General features: G+C 43.6%; 15 protein-coding genes and 2 pseudogenes. 4 read left to right on the top strand and 13 right to left on the bottom strand.

Annotated features, from left to right (window positions below; all coding sequences use genetic code 11):
* Positions 1–55 precede the first annotated feature (55 nt).
* The 5 genes from urtC to RAM70_RS20315 form a co-directional block, all read right to left on the bottom strand.
* The gene (gene urtC, locus RAM70_RS20335) at positions 56–1210 is read right to left on the bottom strand and encodes an urea ABC transporter permease subunit UrtC (protein ID WP_045358752.1); all 1155 of its coding nucleotides are present in this window, start codon (positions 1208–1210) and stop codon (positions 56–58) included.
* A gap of 3 nt (positions 1211–1213) precedes the next feature.
* On the bottom strand, positions 1214–2374 hold the full coding sequence (locus RAM70_RS20330) for an ABC transporter permease subunit (RefSeq protein ID WP_288000098.1): 1161 nt from the start codon (positions 2372–2374) through the stop codon (positions 1214–1216).
* Positions 2375–2468: 94 nt separating this feature from the next.
* A complete protein-coding gene (gene urtA, locus RAM70_RS20325) occupies positions 2469–3785 on the bottom strand; it encodes an urea ABC transporter substrate-binding protein (protein ID WP_312675362.1) in 1317 nt (438 codons plus the stop codon).
* Positions 3786–4125: 340 nt separating this feature from the next.
* Entirely contained in the window at positions 4126–4401 is a 276-nt protein-coding gene (locus RAM70_RS20320) for a TMEM165/GDT1 family protein (protein WP_002732425.1), read from the bottom strand.
* A gap of 291 nt (positions 4402–4692) precedes the next feature.
* Positions 4693–5025, bottom strand: a complete 333-nt coding sequence (locus RAM70_RS20315; RefSeq protein WP_045358755.1) for a TMEM165/GDT1 family protein — start codon at positions 5023–5025, stop codon at positions 4693–4695.
* A 213-nt stretch (positions 5026–5238) separates the two neighbouring features.
* Here RAM70_RS20315 and RAM70_RS20310 point away from each other — a divergent pair, with 213 nt between their 5' ends.
* Positions 5239–5859 (top strand): vWA domain-containing protein, encoded by a 621-nt coding sequence (locus RAM70_RS20310; RefSeq protein ID WP_045358756.1) that lies wholly within the window; start codon positions 5239–5241, stop codon positions 5857–5859.
* Positions 5860–5908: 49 nt separating this feature from the next.
* Here the strand turns inward: RAM70_RS20310 and glgA are convergent, their stop codons facing one another.
* From glgA to RAM70_RS20290, 4 genes are all read right to left on the bottom strand, one after another.
* Entirely contained in the window at positions 5909–7336 is a 1428-nt protein-coding gene (glgA, locus tag RAM70_RS20305) for a glycogen synthase GlgA (RefSeq protein ID WP_045358757.1), read from the bottom strand.
* 167 nt (positions 7337–7503) lie between these two features.
* Positions 7504–7704, bottom strand: coding sequence for a photosystem II assembly protein Psb35 (gene psb35 / locus RAM70_RS20300; protein ID WP_045358758.1), 201 nt, complete (start codon positions 7702–7704; stop codon positions 7504–7506).
* 59 nt (positions 7705–7763) lie between these two features.
* On the bottom strand, positions 7764–8171 hold the full coding sequence (locus RAM70_RS20295; protein WP_080754264.1) for a gamma-glutamylcyclotransferase family protein: 408 nt from the start codon (positions 8169–8171) through the stop codon (positions 7764–7766).
* On the bottom strand, positions 8168–9193 hold the full coding sequence (locus tag RAM70_RS20290) for an aldo/keto reductase (RefSeq protein WP_312675356.1): 1026 nt from the start codon (positions 9191–9193) through the stop codon (positions 8168–8170). Before RAM70_RS20290 ends, RAM70_RS20295 begins: the two co-directional genes overlap by 4 nt.
* Before the next feature lie 444 nt (positions 9194–9637).
* On the opposite strand from RAM70_RS20290, the gene RAM70_RS20285 reads away from it, so the two are divergent.
* A complete protein-coding gene (locus RAM70_RS20285; protein WP_052426699.1) occupies positions 9638–9925 on the top strand; it encodes a tetratricopeptide repeat protein in 288 nt (95 codons plus the stop codon).
* 16 nt (positions 9926–9941) lie between these two features.
* Here RAM70_RS20285 and RAM70_RS20280 read toward each other — a convergent pair whose 3' ends face one another.
* Together RAM70_RS20280 and RAM70_RS20275 are read right to left on the bottom strand one after the other, a co-directional pair.
* Positions 9942–11066 (bottom strand): IS4 family transposase, encoded by a 1125-nt coding sequence (locus tag RAM70_RS20280; RefSeq protein WP_238567755.1) that lies wholly within the window; start codon positions 11064–11066, stop codon positions 9942–9944.
* A 123-nt stretch (positions 11067–11189) separates the two neighbouring features.
* Positions 11190–11844, bottom strand: a pseudogene (locus RAM70_RS20275) (transposase family protein); the annotation flags it as partial.
* 530 nt (positions 11845–12374) lie between these two features.
* Here RAM70_RS20275 and RAM70_RS20270 point away from each other — a divergent pair.
* Positions 12375–12611, top strand: a complete 237-nt coding sequence (locus RAM70_RS20270) for a hypothetical protein (protein ID WP_312675351.1) — start codon at positions 12375–12377, stop codon at positions 12609–12611.
* On the opposite strand, the pseudogene RAM70_RS20265 reads toward RAM70_RS20270, so the two are convergent.
* A pseudogene (locus tag RAM70_RS20265) lies at positions 12610–13029 on the bottom strand (peptide deformylase); the annotation flags it as partial. The gene RAM70_RS20270 and the pseudogene RAM70_RS20265 overlap by 2 nt on opposite strands.
* A gap of 120 nt (positions 13030–13149) precedes the next feature.
* Here RAM70_RS20265 and dnaA point away from each other — a divergent pair.
* Positions 13150–14484: a chromosomal replication initiator protein DnaA gene (dnaA, locus tag RAM70_RS20260; RefSeq protein ID WP_312675349.1), complete on the top strand. Its 1335-nt coding sequence runs from the start codon at positions 13150–13152 to the stop codon at positions 14482–14484.
* Between the two features lie 85 nt (positions 14485–14569).
* On the opposite strand, the gene RAM70_RS20255 is transcribed toward dnaA, so the two are convergent.
* On the bottom strand, positions 14570–15520 hold the full coding sequence (locus RAM70_RS20255) for a heme o synthase (protein ID WP_312675347.1): 951 nt from the start codon (positions 15518–15520) through the stop codon (positions 14570–14572).
* Positions 15521–15601 lie beyond the last annotated feature (81 nt).

Here is a 15601-nt window from a genome sequence, read left to right as displayed (position 1 = left end):
AGTGAACTGAAAACTCACATCTGATAACTGACTCCTGAATACTAATAGAATAAAATCACTTATGCTCTAATTCTTCTTTTTCCAGTTGCGCTTCTGGATCTTCCTCAATACTAGGATAGGTGATTAAAGTTTTGCGGAAACCAAAATGAGTCAGCAAACGTTTAATCCCACCGAGAATACCATCGGGAAGCACTGTCACCACAATTAGGAATAGGGCCCCTTGGAAAAATACCCAGACTTCCGGAAATTGTTCGCTTAAAAAAGTTTGGGCTAGGCGTACTAATAAAGTACCGATAACTGCCCCCACAAGGGTAGCACGTCCCCCCACAGCCACCCAAATCACCATTTCAATGGAAAAAGCCACATCCATAGAGTTAGGGGTGATAATTCCCGTTTGCACCGTATAAAGAGCGCCGGCAACACCAGCAATCGCCCCAGAAATGGCAAAAACTAACACCTTAAACCAAGTAGGATCATAACCAGAAAAACGAACCCGCACCTCGTCATCGCGAATGGCGACTAACAAGCGCCCAAATCTGCCCGTAGTTAACCAACGACAGAGGAGATAAATAGCCAGTAAACAGACAATTGTGAGTAAATAAAAGGCCACTTGAACGGCATCGGAACCCACCAGTAACCCGAAAATTGTTTGGGTATCGGTTTTTAAGCCATTAGTGCCGTTAATTAACTTTTGTTGGCCGTTAAAAAAGTTAAAAAATACCAGTAAAGCCGCTTGGGTTAAAATCGAGAAATAAACCCCTTTAATGCGATTGCGGAAGATTAAATAACCTAATAATGCCGCCATGATCGCTGGTACGATAATTAGGGCTAGAATTGTCAAAGGTAGGGAATAAAAAGGTTGCCAAACAAAAGGTAATTCTGTCACCCCGTAGAGAGTAAAAAATTCGGGCAGTTGTCCCGGTGGTAACTGAAGATTTAGGTACATGGCCAAAGCGTAACCACCGAGGGCAAAAAAGATGCCATGACCAAGACTTAATAAACCCGTATAACCCCAGATTAAATCTATCCCCAAAGCGACAATAGCCAGGGAAAGAAATCGCCCCAATAAACGCAAACGGAAAGCCGACAAAGCTAAGGGCAGTAACACCGCAAAGATGACCACCAATCCAACAATAACAGCGATTTCCGTGATTAACTTTTTCTTTTCCCGTTGTCGGGATTCGTTTCTAGTGATGGTTTCGGTAATCATAATCTATAACTCGGCAGTACGTCCTTTAGGAGGAAAAATTCCCGCAGGTTTGAATTGCAAGAAAGCAATAATTAAAGCAAAAATCATCACTTTTGCCATGCTAGTGGTGGAGAAAAAGGTGAAGAAATCCGTTAGGGGTTTTAGTGCTTCTACGGAACCAAAAATCAGGGCAAAAGTTCCCGAACCAATTAAATAATTAGCCACACCGATGGCCATAGCTGCGATAATAGTTCCCAGGAGATTACCCACTCCCCCCACCACCACTACCATGAAGGTATCAACGATATAATTTTGTCCCACGTTTGGACCGACGGAACCCAAAAAACTAATCGCACAACCGGCAACTCCAGCTAATCCCGAACCGAGGGCAAAAGTCAAAGCATCCACTTGATTTGTCGGAATGCCTAAACAGGCACTCATCTGGCGATTTTGGGTGACGGCACGAATGCGTAAACCCCAAGAAGATTTATTTAAAAACCAATAAGTCCCTAACAAACAAATGGCAGTCAAAATAATAATAAATAGACGGGTGTAGGGCATTTGAAAACCGGGTAAAGGTAAACCTCCCCGTAACCAAGCAGGAGCCGTGACATCGACGTTTCTGGCACTAAACCAGGGTCTAGCGAGAACGGGATTAAAAGATAAAAGATAGCCTAATAATCCAGCGATAGCTAGGGATAAAGGCAGGGTGACACCGATAGCTAAATTGCGAATTCTCTCCCAATCTAAGCGACGACTTAACACCGTCATCGCCCCAAAAAATAACAGACATAAAACTATTAAACTAATTACTAATAACCCGTTGACACTTCTGACAAATTGCTGCAGAATTAAGCTGACTCCCCAAGTGGCCAGCAGCGTTTCTAGGGGTCTGCCGTAGAGGAACCTAATCACCCCCCTTTCTAATAATAATCCCGCCAATCCCGACACTAAAAAAGCGATCGGTAGGGCGAATAAAACATAAGTATCAAAGAGGGGAGAACCGAAACCTTTAAAGACATTCTGCACCACAAAAGTACTGTAGGCCCCTAACATCATTAACTCACCGTGAGCGAGATTAATCACCCCCATCAGTCCGAAAACAATCGCTAGTCCTAAAGCGGCCAGCAATAGCACAGAACCGATACTAATACCATTAAATAATCCTTCCAATAATGCTGACACTTTTCTTTATTCCTGTGCATTTTTAAGCTTTAAAAAGTGGGGTGAACAGTAATGCCCACCTCACTCTCGTTACTGTCTGGAAAAATTCCTAAAACTAGGATTTTTCCATTTTGAATTTACCGCCCTTGGCCGGATCCGTCCAGTCACAGGCAAAGCCCTTAGTTTCGGGGACAAATTGGTTCCAAGGTTGCGGATCCACCACTCCCGGAGTTGACCAAACGATGTCAAATAGACCATCATCTCTCACCTGACCAATGCGGACGGTTTTGGAGATATGATGATTAGGGAACATTTGCACCGGTCCTTCGGGAGCATCGAATTTTTGTCCCACGGCGGCGGCGCGAACTTTGTCAAGATCATCGGCGGTTCCCGCTTGTTCCACCGCTTGCTTCCAGAGATAGACCATGATGTAGGCCGCCTCCATCGGGTCGTTAGTGACGCGCTCCTGACCGAATTTAGCTCGAAAAGCCTCAACAAATTTCTTGTTAGCGGGGGTATCTACGGTTTGGAAATAGTTCCAACAAGCGTATTGACCGAGGAGATATTCCTTACCGATCTGTTTAACTTCTTCCTCGGCAACACTCACCGACATGACCGGATATTTATCGGGAGTTAAACCGGCCGCTTGCAGTTGTTTAAAGAAAGCCACATTACTGTCACCGTTGAGGGTGTTGAAAATAACGCCGCCATCGGGTAAAGCTTGCTTAATTTTGGTGATAATCGGGGTAACTTCCGTGTTACCTAGGGGTAGGTAGTCTTCGCCCACGGTTTCGCCACCTTTCGCCTTTAACTGCTCTTTAATAATCGTGTTGGCAGTGCGGGGAAAAACGTAGTCGGAACCGACGAGGAAGAATTTTTTCCCTTTATTTTCCAGCAACCAAGTCACTGCCGGCTCGATCTGTTGGTTGGGGGCGGCCCCAGTGTAGAAGATATTTCTAGAACACTCTTGACCCTCGTACTGGACAGGATACCAGAGCATATGGTTTTTGGCTTCAAACACGGGTAAAACCGCCTTACGACTGGCGGAAGTCCAACAACCGAAGACAGTCGCAACTTTGTCCTGATCGATCAGTTTGGTGGCTTTTTCGGCAAAAGTTGGCCAATCGGAAGCGCCATCTTCCACCACTGCCTCGATCTGTTTACCAAGAACACCACCGGCGGCATTGATTTCCTCGATCGCCAGTTTTTCCGCATCAACTACGCTGGTTTCACTGATGGCCATGGTGCCACTGAGGGAGTGCAGAATACCCACCTTAATTGTCTCTCCAGAAGCCGGGGCGGGACTAGCAGCCGGGCTAGGACTAGCCGTGGGGGTTTGGCTTTGATTGCCACCGCAAGCTTTTAACAGAATACTGGTTCCCAGAGCGGCAGAACCGTACAGGAGAAATTTACGTCGTCCTAAATTTGACATGATGATCTTGAACTAACCTCGCTGACAATATTAGCTACTTCACACGGACGTTTTTGCTGAGGAGATTTTCGGGAATCTTTCTACAAATATCTGTGTGATATTACGGCTAGGTTAGCAGATTTTTTGTGATTTTCGCTACTTTTTAGATGTTTTTTGTAACTTTTACTACTTTTTCAGGAAAAATTAATGATTTTTCTGGAATTTGCCTCAGTTTTTTAGCTATCAGGAGTCGGTCGCCGGTCGGGGAAGTCATAATAACACAATAGCCTCGCGTGCCTGGAAAAAGTGCCAAAACCGTTTTCTAGTAAGGCTTCCAGTAATATTCAGCCCAACCCAATGATCAATCCGAATCTGGCCAAAGCAGCCGGACAGCAAGCAGAGCAAAACCGATGGCCGCTATCGCTTTTAAGATCTTAGCGGGGAATAATTGCGCCATACTGCCCCCCGCAAGGACTCCTAAGAAACTGGTGCAGATTAAGGCGGTAATTGAGCCAAAAAAGACAGCTTTAGGTGATTTGGAACTGCCACCGAGAGCGATCGCTACTAATTGACTTTTATCGCCGATTTCTGCCAAAAAAACCGTGATAAATGTCAGTCCGAATAATTGCCAATTCATACATTAGACCTCTTGTAAAAATCAAAAATTGTCGTGGTTGGTTAGGAGTCAGTAGCCAGTAGTCAGTAGTCAGGAGAATTAGGAATGAAAAATAATCAATTAAATGGTCTATTTAGAGATTTTATGCAACTTAATCCTTATTTTTGAGGTTTTTGGACTACCAAAACTTAATTATGCAAGACATTTATTTTAGAGAGTGGGGAGATGGGGAGGTGGGGAGTGGGAAGCTTTTTTCAGTGAACAGTAAACAGTGAACTGATAACTGATCACTGATAACTGATCACTGATTGCTTAGAGAATATCGCTGATGAGTAAACCGGTGATCAAAAGGAGAAGGATAGCGACACCGATATCTAAAGTTTTCGGGGAAAGACGACGCGCAATCCAATAACCGATCAGGACACCGAGGAGACTGGTAGCGATTAAAGCGGTGGCTGCCCCGGCAAAAACCACCCAGGGGGATTGGGATTCAGCGCTGATCAGAAGGGTGGCTAATTGGGTTTTATCGCCGATTTCAGCAAAAAATATCGTCAGGAATGTGGAACTAAACACCGTCCAAAAACTCCAAGAAGGTGGCTGATCTGGCTTTTTCTCGGTTGAGGCGATCAATTTGCTATCACTCATCGGCTAATTTAACAATATCGGGTTAAGAAATAATTTTCATACTTTTTTCATTTTAGCCCGACCGGTTTTCTGGCGATAGTTTCTGCTGTTGGGGGCGCTGTCTCCTCCCCCCAATAGTTAAAAAACCCTAGTCGATCGAGGTAGAGTTTCCATCCTAGAGTTTAATAATTATTAGACTAGGACGAGCGCAAATTGCTTGGAGGTATAGCCCCTATGGCCAGTGAAAGTGTTGTACAGGACAGAGATTATACTCTGATTATTGACAAAAGTGGCAGTATGTCCACTGCTGATAAACCCAGCGAGAAAACCCGTTGGCAAATTGCCCAAGAATCCACCCTCGCCTTGGCTAGAAAGTGCGAGGAAGTCGATCCGGACGGCATCACCATCTATCTTTTCTCTGGACGTTTCCGACGCTATGATAATGTTACTTCCGATAAGGTGACACAAATTTATCAAGAAAATGAACCCATGGGGAGGACAGACCTAGCAGCTGTGCTGCAAGATGCCCTTGATAATTATTTTCAGCGCAAAACTGCCGGCAAAACTAAACCCAACGGAGAAACTATTCTGGTGATTACCGACGGAGAACCAGATGATCGCAAAGCGGTGATGCGTCAAATTATCGAAGCTTCTCGAAAACTCGATAGCGATCAAGAATTAGCCATTTCTCTGATTCAAGTAGGCCATGATCGACAAGCGACCGAATTTCTTAAAGCTTTAGACGATCAACTAGAATCGGCAGGGGCTAAATTTGATATCGTTGACACAATTACTATCGATGACATGGAAGATATGACCCTAGCGGAAGTTCTTCTCAACGCCATTACCGATTAATTGCTGCTTAAGTAGGGGTGATATCTCTTCACCCCTACTTAAGCAGGATTTAACTGCTAGTCAGGGCGACAAATTTATCTTTTTCCTCATCGGATAATTGCTCCGATTGTCCGGTGATTTGTTTGTAGATTTTGAGATATTCCAAAGCGGATTTATACCAACTAAAATCTTGAGTCATTGCCCGTTGCTGTAGTTTTTGCCAATCCTGTTTATAACGGAAACTTTCCCAAGTCCGGATCATACAGGTAAACAGGTCTAAAGGTTCATAGCGATCGAAACTAAATCCTGTTCCTTTTTCCTGAATTGGGTCGTGGAAAGATACCGTATCGACTAAACCACCGGTGCGGCGTACCATGGGGATGCAACCGTAACGCATGGCCATTAATTGGGAAATGCCACAGGGTTCAAAACGGGAAGGCATTAACAAAGCATCGGCCCCCCCATAGATGCGACGGGAAAGGGCATCACTGTAGAGAAGATGCAGGGACATTCGCCCCCGGAAACGGGAAGTCATCTCCCACAGTTGGGTTTCATAATAGCGATCGCCTGTACCCAAAATAATCAATTGAGCATCAGTATAGGTGAGAAAGCGATCTAAAATTTGCATCACTAGATCAATGCCTTTTTGTTCTACCAAACGCGTCACCATCCCCATGACAAAGGCATTTTTACTGACCTGTAGCCCCACTTCTTCTTGCAGGGCAATTTTATTGGCCAGACGTTTTTCGATGGTTTCTGGGGTAAAATTCTGCTTAAGATAAACATCTTTAGCCGGGTTATACACCTCCGTATCGATGCCGTTGACAATCCCCACCAGATTGCCGGAAATATAGGACAATAATCCCTCTAAATTTTCGCCATAAATGGGGGTCTGTATTTGACGGGCATAGGTAGGAGAAACGGTAGTGACGCGATTAGCAAATTGAACCGCCGCGGCCATGGTATTATCGCCCTGCATATACCAAGGACACCAAGTCATTTTTTCTAACGCCTCCCGCCAAGGCCCCTGGTAGGCGAGATTATGGATAGTAAAAACGGTGCTAATATCGGGGTCTTGGTGCATCCAGACGGGAATCATGCCCGTATGCCAATCATGACAGTGAATAACTTGCGGTTTCCAGTAATTCCATGCGAATTCCGCTGCACCATTGGCAAATAGGGTAAATCGCCAGGCCTCATCTTCGCCTCCGTAGATATTGCGTCCAGAAAAAGCTAGATGACCAAAGAGGTAGAGAGGAATATCCGTATCGGGTAAAACCGTCTCATAGACCAAAAAATCCTGAAACATGGCGAATCCTGACCAAATGGGTTCGGAAGGGATATCCATTTTTTCCGCGAGAAAACCGTAGTAGGGCAGGAAAATCCGCACGTCATGACCTAGCTGACGCAAGACTTTCGGTAATGCCCCAATTACGTCCCCCATTCCCCCAACTTTGGCAATTGGGGCGGCCTCGGCACCCACAAATAGAATTCGCATACTGTTCCCGCTTCTGTGAAGATCGATATGGGCAATGTTAGTGATTATAGGGGACTTATTCACCCAATCGATCAAATATCTTGATTATTTTCTGGGCTGTTGGCGATTTGTCAGTTATCGGCAAACAGTAAACAGTATGATAACTGATAACCGATAATTGCCTTTTTCTAGGATTGAGAATCAGAATCCACCTCGGTCTTCACTTCGGGGATAATATCGGGTCTTTGGGCATCTTCCCAACCGACTGGGCGTTTAGAATTATACCAAGCGATCGAACCAATGCTGACAGCAGCGAGAAAACCGACCACATAAACTGCCACAAAATAAACGGGGAATTTGCCACTGGCCACTTCTAGGAGTAGATACATAATTTTTTCACGATTAAGCTTTTAATTTGTATATCTTAACAGAATCGGCCCGCTCATCCCTATTCTCGATCGCTACCGGTCCACCAACCGGAAGGCAGCCAAATACCGCCATGAAAAGCTATTTTTGCCGGTGTCATCATATATCCCCAAGCTTCGCCGATCAATTCTCGCTCTAGATTATAAATAGGAATTCTGCGACGCTGATACTCGTTTTCTTCTGGAGATCTGCCGGGTTGATAATCTTCCAAACCATCCAAAAGCCCTATATCATAATCTGCGTTAAAAGTCAATAAAATTCCCTTGACCCAGCCATCCCCCTCGGTCAGTCCGGGATAACCGAGGGCGGTAAGATGGTATAAATGCCCCTTTGTGTAGGCGGTTTTAGAGTTGAGCACTTTTCCCGCACAGTAGGCAGAATAGTTACTCTCCTTCGGTTTCAGGGTTCCATAAACAAAGACTTCCATCATCGGTCCAATTGTGCCGCTACTCCTCCTAATAGGATATCGCGAACAAATTGACTGGCTAAAAGTTCGTGGGGAAAACCAAGAGAAATGGCACTGATATTATCGAGTCGTTGCCGATGTTCCCCGGTGAGGTTAAAGTCCAGACAGGCGAGATTATCCTGCAATTGGGACAATCTTCGAGCGCCAATGATAGGAATTACGGAGTTAGGGCGATTTCTGAGCCAATTTAATGCCACTTGTGCCGGTGATTTCCCGATTTCTCTGGCAATCTCCAGGACAGTCTCGGCAATTTTCAGATCGCGATCGAGAATTTGAAAAGGTTGGTCGGTCATGCTTAAACGACCATCGACGGGGTTGGGTTGATTATATTTTCCCGTTAAAACTCCTCCTCCCAGGGGACTCCAAGCTGTCACCCCGATGTTTAATGCTTTGGCCATAGGCAATAATTCCCGTTCGGGGGTGCGTTCCTTGAGAGAATATTCTATTTGTAGTCCGATAAAGGGTGTCCATCCCCGCAGGGTGGCCAGGGTGTTCGCTTGGGAGACAATCCAAGCAGGACTGTCAGAAATGCCGATATAAAGGACCTTTCCCATCCTGACTAAATCATCGAAAGCGCGCATCACTTCTTCGATAGGAGTGAGAGAGTCCCAAAGATGAAGCCAGAGTAAATCGATGTAATCAGTACCTAAACGCTTTAAACTAGCTTCTACCGCTTGAAAGAGGTTTTTTCGATGATTTCCGCAGGCATTGACATCGCCGGGGCGCGTGTTGAGAGAATATTTGGTGGCGATTACCCATTTTTCTCGATCGCCCTTGACAAATTCCCCCACTAATGTTTCACTGGTTCCGTTAGTGTAGAGATTAGCAGTATCGAGAAAATTGCCGCCCGCTTCCGCAAAAGCCCGAAAAACCGCCCGACTTTCTTCTTTATCCGACCCCCAACCCCAATCTTCCCCGAATGTCATCGTTCCTAGACATAGTTCGGAAACTCGCAGACCACTATTACCTAAAAGTTTGTAACGCATATTTCCAGTAGGGTTTCTTAGCCTAGTCTAACGGCAAAAATCTTCACTGTAGGTAAATTGTCTGAAATATTGGCTCTTTCCATGCCTATTTCGGCAATAATTCCTCCCATTTAGCTATCTATTTTTTTAGAGTAAGCTAAGACGCATTTTAACCGCCTATCCTTAGATTAGCTGAATATTCCCCCCCTTGCCCTAGGGCTGATTCATTCTCCGAATCTAATTCTTTTTTTTGCTACCCTTAATCGCTTATGAGGTAGGCTAGGGAGCAGGGAAGTACAGGTTTTTGCTCTCATAGTAGGTTGATTCATGAATCAACTCATAGTAGGTTGATTCATGAATCAACCTACAAAGCGCGACGTTTTGAAAAATTTTCAGATATGTATTTCCGAGAAATCGACTAAAAACGTTGCCATATAAGGATTTGAGAGAATGACATTTCAGAGAATGAAACGAACCTACCCGACTGACTATAACCACGCCCTTCGCCTCAATGCTAAATCCAGTAAAACTTACAGTAACCGAGGGGCTGTTTATAATGACTTAAAAGAATACTTAAAGGCGATCAACGACTGTAACAAAGCTATTAACCTCGATCCTAAATTGTCCGGAGCTTACTTTCATCGAGGGTTGGCTTATGCCAAATTAGGAAACCCTCAAAAAGCACTCGCCGACTATAACAAAGCTATTAACCTCAATCCTTATGATGCTGACGCTTACCTTCAGCGAGGCTGAGAGGGGGACAAGCGAGCTAGAAGGTAGATAGGGCAAGCGATATCGCTCTTTGTCCTTTGATGTAATCCTTCAACCGATAGCGGCTAATTTGCATTAGCTCTTCTATATTTTTTGGGAACATTTGATGTAGCTGGAGCCAATGATAGAGATGTTGACCCACATAAAAACTGCTGTGTCTGCGTTGACCTTTATATCTTTTTTCAGGTCTTGTGACATATTTTTGGATTCCCATATCCTTAATTTTTTTACCTTGCAGTGTGGCACTTGTATAGGCGATAGCTATAACAATTATCAGCTTTGATAGGTATTTCGGTGCTAATTGAGAACCTTCTAAGCTATAGCCTCCCGACTTAAAATCTCGGAACATCTCCTCAATATCAAATCTTTTTTGATAGGCCATTATTGCCGTCTCTAAATCTCCAAAGTTAGTCAGAATATACCAAGGCTCTTTTGTTGGAAAACCCCGATAGGTTTTTTTCCACTTACCCGCTAAGTTAAACTCGCCAAATCCCTTCTCTTTTGTAAGATTAACATCATTTAAAAATAGTTGAGTTCCTGGACTTAAACCTAAGGCTCTCATTTCTTGATAAATTCCTTCTTTTGTCTTGACATTTGTACTTTTTTTTTGTCTTAAGCAAAAGTATAAACTCTGCTTCTGAAGCCACTTTCCAAGACTGACCGAGCAAAATTCTCTATCTCCTAACACCACGATTTTATGACCTGATAGCACGGTCAATGTTTTTTCTAATACTCGCTGCTGTTCTTCGAGATTACTACTTCCTTTTTTATCTAATATCTCCCCATAGATTGGGATGGCTCTCTTGTCATAAATTAGACTCACCATCAAGATATTTATTGCTCCCCAACTTGTCCGGTCTATAGCAATATACGCTAATCCTTTTGTTGTGAATCTCTGCTGCTGTTTTAACATCTCTTTTAGGCAGAGAAACCAGATTTTTTCAATATTCAGAATTTCCAGCTTTAAAAATCTTTTTAGTTTTTTTCTCCGACTCTCAAACAGGATTGGTATTGGTAAGGCTTCAGCTAATATCTCTAACTTAGCTTGCTTTAGTATTTGCCAGGTTCCAACTATCATTAACAACAGTAGATATCTGGCTCGTCCCAGTTCATTTTCTAACACTTTCTGGTATAGTTCACTTATCATTTTCGTTATTTAGGTCATATATGGTAAATATGACTGATCTTTTTTGGGAGTCTGTGTCTGTATTTTATGCTACATAAGCTTTTCAGCTTGTCCCCCTGTCAGGTCTATGCTCACTTCTTCAATTGGCTCTAACACCTCTTTTCCCCAGCCTGTAAGGGTTTTCCTCAACTCCTCTTGTGTTCGCTTCTCTAGAATAGCTATTAGTTTTCCCGTATCTAAATTTACTAAAACCGCACAGTAATTTTTTTGTCCTTTGACTAGAGCGATTTCATCAATTCCTAGTCTTTTTAATTCCGATAGGTCTGGCTCGGTAATTTCTTCAGCAATGTCCTCTAGCCTTCTTTGAATCTCTTCTTCCGTTACGTCATTTCTTCGACTAACATTTAAAATATCTCCTGATTTTAATTGTTCGAGTATATTTTCGGCTAGTCTTTTCGTATAGGTTCGTTTACTGGCGACAAAATCTAACTCTTCGCTCAAGGGTTTTCGACAATTATCGCACTTAAATTGACGACGATTAACTTGTAGGTACACTGGTTGTCCTGAGATTGGTAAATCTTTGACTAAATATCGATGATTTTGGTGTAGTTTATCGCTCTCTAACCCACAACGAGGACAGGACGTTCGGCGAGATCAGTCGAGCCGTTGCTTTTTTCTTTTTCGATTCGACTGGTCAAACTATACCGACATTTTCTAGGTGTCGATAGCCTTGAATAGAGGTTCCTTCTAGGTTCAAAAATTTGTCAAGTATCATAAGTAAAATACTCTGGTTTTTGGCTATTATATCAAATCTTAACTCGATTGTCTATCTTTTGGTATTAACCTGTTTGTGTCTAAAATCTCTCCCTGTATAAATTTCAGCTATTTTTGAGCGTAGGCACTATCATCGAATTTTATTTTAAGTTAATTATTTGCATAACAATTACCGAAGAGCCAAAGCTTGTTACTTTTGCACTGTTATCCTATCGAAAGATTTTTGGTTAACGGGAAACCTTATTTTAGAGGGAATCACGATAAGCTGTTGACTATCTAAATTACTCGTTAAGATTGCAGGGGAGTACTGGAGCTGCGGAGCAGGGAGAAGCCGTTTGAGCATTTGTACTAAAATTTTCCCTACGCAGTTTAAATTCAGTACAGCTTATTAGTTTAAGAAAGTTTCAGGCTTATCTAGGATTAGGATATTCTTATCAGGTTTCTGGTGATACTTCTGCCAAACAGGACAAGGTTAAAAAGTCTTGGAAAGGTTCCGACTTGGTACGTTCTCACTTGTCTGCTCACGCACTGGTGACTATTTGCCACCATAAACCCGCTAAAACCGAGATTATTGGCAAGCTTAAGAATGCTTGGCAAAATTCGAGAAGTCATACCTATTACAAAAGAGACGACAAAACCGCGCAAAAAATCGAGATTAATCACGATTTGCCAAGCTTAAAGGCTTTAGGTAAAGACGGACTGTGCCGTTTGCTGTTTTACGAGACTCGTCTCCTCTATCAACTTTTAACGGCTAATTTGGTAAAGTGATGCGCGCAACAAAATCGCTGAAAACTTGACGAATTTCCCGACCATTGCGATCGCAATAGGCCACCTCAATCCACTGATGACGGGGGACAAAACCGCGCCAATTGGGGACACTGACACAACCTTCCCAACCCTTGACCATTTCCTCGCTCACCTGCAAAATGCGCGGATTAATCCTGGCAGTGGCAGGCATGATCGGAGCGTCGGGATAACGAGGATTGGGGTGAGAAGCAACGATAAACAGACGCAGAGACCAAGCAACTTGGGGCGCGGCGATTCCCACCCCGTGGGCAGCTTGTACGGTGGTAATCAGGGAATCGCTCAAATTTTGACAGTCAGAATCGAGAAGATTATCGATCTCCGGTGCTTTTTGCTCTAAAATTGGATTTCCTAATTGGGTGATTGTTAAAACTTGCGTCATCTGTCTAAAGATTAATTGTTTCCCTCTGAAAATTATTTTATCGTCAACGGCAAAATCTCGCTAAACTGATAAGGTTTCCCCGCAGCAGCACTAGAGCAACTTTGTTAATCAAAATTAATTGTGGATAGCAGCGCCCAACAACTTTGGCATAATCTCCTAGAGCGTCTAAAATTACTATTAACCCGTCCCGCTTTTGAGACTTGGTTTCAAACGGCGACGGTTAAAGAATGGCAAAACGATCGCTTAGTAATTCAGGCTGCCAATCCTTTTATTCTTAACCATCTTCAGAAAAATTATCTGTCAACAATTGCCGAAGTAGTCGAGGATATCGTCGGTTATCCCGTCGAGATTCAACTAACGGCAGAACAGGGCGATTCGATCGCTATTTTCCAGCCTAACAGTAGCTTAGAATCAGAATTACCCCCCAGTAATCAACTTAACCCTAAATATAATTTTTCCCGTTTTGTTGTCGGCCCAACTAATCGCATGGCCCACGCGGCCGCTTTAGCGGTGGCGGAATTACCCGGACGCGAATTTAACCCGCTTTTTCTCTGTGGTGGGGTGGGGTTAGGTAAAACTCATTTAATGCAGGCCATCGGTCATTATCGTCTGGAATTATATCCCCAATCCAAGGTTTTTTATGTATCGACGGAACAATTTACGAATGATTTAATCACCGCTATCCGTCAAGATAGTATGGAAAGTTTTCGTAATCATTATCGCCATGCCGATATATTATTAGTGGATGATCTGCAATTTATTGAAGGAAAAGAATACACTCAAGAAGAATTTTTTCATACTTTTAATACCCTGCACGAAGCGGGAAAACAGGTGGTTTTAGCCTCCGATCGCCTGCCCAAACAGATGCCCAGTTTACAGGATCGTTTAATTTCTCGCTTTTCTATGGGATTAGTCGCCGATATCCAAGCACCGGATATCGAAACTCGTATGGCAATTTTACAAAAAAAGGCCGAGTACGAAAATCTGCGTCTCCCAAGAGAAGTTATCGAATATATTGCCGTTAATTATACTTCTAATATTCGCGAATTAGAGGGAGCATTAATCCGGGCTACTACTTATATTTCTATCTCCGGATTGCCGATGACGGTAGAAAATATCGCGCCGGTTTTAAATCCACCAATGGCCAAAATTGCCACTTCTCCTGAGATTATTATGGCGGTAGTAGCGGAAAAATTTCAACTCTCGATCGCTGATCTAAAGGGAAATTCCCGGCGACGAGAAATTAGTTTTGCTCGACAGATTGGGATGTATTTAATGCGTCAACACACGGATTTAAGTTTACCGCGCATTGGCGAAGAATTTGGCGGCAAAGATCACACCACCGTTATTTATAGCTGTGATAAAATCAATCTTTCTCAGCATCAAGACCGACAATTACAAGACATCTTAGCCCAACTAATCGAGCGAATTAACTCCCTCAGTCGCAATCAGTAGTCGGGAATTGGGGAGATAGGGTTTTTCAGTTATCAGTTCACTGATAACTGTTTACTGATAACTGATAACTGATTCAAAACTGAGATTAACTACAGGAGAATAAACTGCCAATTGTAGCGAGGAGACGAGAGGTCATGGGTAAACTATCGATCACCATAGCTGTACATAATAACATCATGTAAAGAATGGAATATTTAAACAGCGATCGAGCCATGTCCCGATCAAAAGGATTCTGTTTTAATCGCCAAGCTTTTTTCAGGAAAACAAACCCTAAAATTAAAGCCGCTACACCATAAACCACACCACAGGCAGCCAAGGGATAAATCAGGAGGAAAGTGAAAGGAACGACGATTAAAGTATAGAGCCAAATCTGCTTGCTAGTAGCTTCTTCCCCTTTAACTACGGGCATCATCGGGATATCTACTTCTGCATAATCATCCTTGATCATTAAAGCTAAAGCCCAAAAATGGGGAGGAGTCCAGAGGAAAATAATGGCGAATAAAATCCAAGGAATCCAACCGAGATCGCCCGTTACTGCCGCCCAACCGACGAGGGGAGGAATCGAGCCGGCCGCGCCACCGATAACAATATTTTGGACACTATGACGCTTGAGCAGATGGGTATAAATCAGCATATAAAATGCGATGCCGGTCATTGCTAAAAATCCGCTCAAAGTATTGACAAAAAAGACAAAAATTGCTAGGGAAAGGGAGGCTAAAACGAGGGCAAAAATGAGGGCGTGGAGGGGTTGCACGCGACCGGAGGGGATCGGACGGGCGCGGGTGCGAAGCATGGTGTGATCGATGTCGCGATCATAGATGCAGTTTAAGGTTTGAGCGGCGGCGGCGGCGAGAGTGCCACCGAGGAGGGTAAGAAAGAGTAAGAGGGGGGAAACCTGACCTTTGGAGGCGATTTCCATAGAAGCGGCCGTAGTAATCAGCAGTAGAGGAATAATTCGCGGTTTGGTGAGTTGATAATAACTTTTAGCGACTTGTAAAAAATTATCGTGGTGGCGAAGGGCTTGAGTTCCAGTCATCGTGATTAAATCCTTAGAGATGGCTTATAAGTAATGGGACAAAATTAACTTCTTGGTTAGGATGGGCAATAGGCAAGAGGC

Source organism: Microcystis wesenbergii NRERC-220 (assembly GCF_032027425.1).
In the GTDB taxonomy this organism is placed as follows: domain Bacteria; phylum Cyanobacteriota; class Cyanobacteriia; order Cyanobacteriales; family Microcystaceae; genus Microcystis; species Microcystis wesenbergii_A.
The sequence above is the reverse complement of the archived record's forward strand: the minus strand, read 5'-3'. Positions and strand labels throughout refer to the sequence as shown.

Coding starts and splice junctions, on each gene's coding strand:
- urtC (WP_045358752.1), bottom strand. CDS start 1,210: ATGATTACCGAAACCATCACTAGAAACGAATCCCGACAACGGGAAAAG.
- urtA (WP_312675362.1), bottom strand. CDS start 3,785: ATGTCAAATTTAGGACGACGTAAATTTCTCCTGTACGGTTCTGCCGCT.
- RAM70_RS20320 (WP_002732425.1), bottom strand. CDS start 4,401: ATGAATTGGCAATTATTCGGACTGACATTTATCACGGTTTTTTTGGCA.
- RAM70_RS20315 (WP_045358755.1), bottom strand. CDS start 5,025: ATGAGTGATAGCAAATTGATCGCCTCAACCGAGAAAAAGCCAGATCAG.
- RAM70_RS20310 (WP_045358756.1), top strand. CDS start 5,239: ATGGCCAGTGAAAGTGTTGTACAGGACAGAGATTATACTCTGATTATT.
- glgA (WP_045358757.1), bottom strand. CDS start 7,336: ATGCGAATTCTATTTGTGGGTGCCGAGGCCGCCCCAATTGCCAAAGTT.
- psb35 (WP_045358758.1), bottom strand. CDS start 7,704: ATGTATCTACTCCTAGAAGTGGCCAGTGGCAAATTCCCCGTTTATTTT.
- RAM70_RS20295 (WP_080754264.1), bottom strand. CDS start 8,171: ATGATGGAAGTCTTTGTTTATGGAACCCTGAAACCGAAGGAGAGTAAC.
- RAM70_RS20290 (WP_312675356.1), bottom strand. CDS start 9,193: ATGCGTTACAAACTTTTAGGTAATAGTGGTCTGCGAGTTTCCGAACTA.
- RAM70_RS20285 (WP_052426699.1), top strand. CDS start 9,638: ATGAAACGAACCTACCCGACTGACTATAACCACGCCCTTCGCCTCAAT.
- RAM70_RS20255 (WP_312675347.1), bottom strand. CDS start 15,520: ATGACTGGAACTCAAGCCCTTCGCCACCACGATAATTTTTTACAAGTC.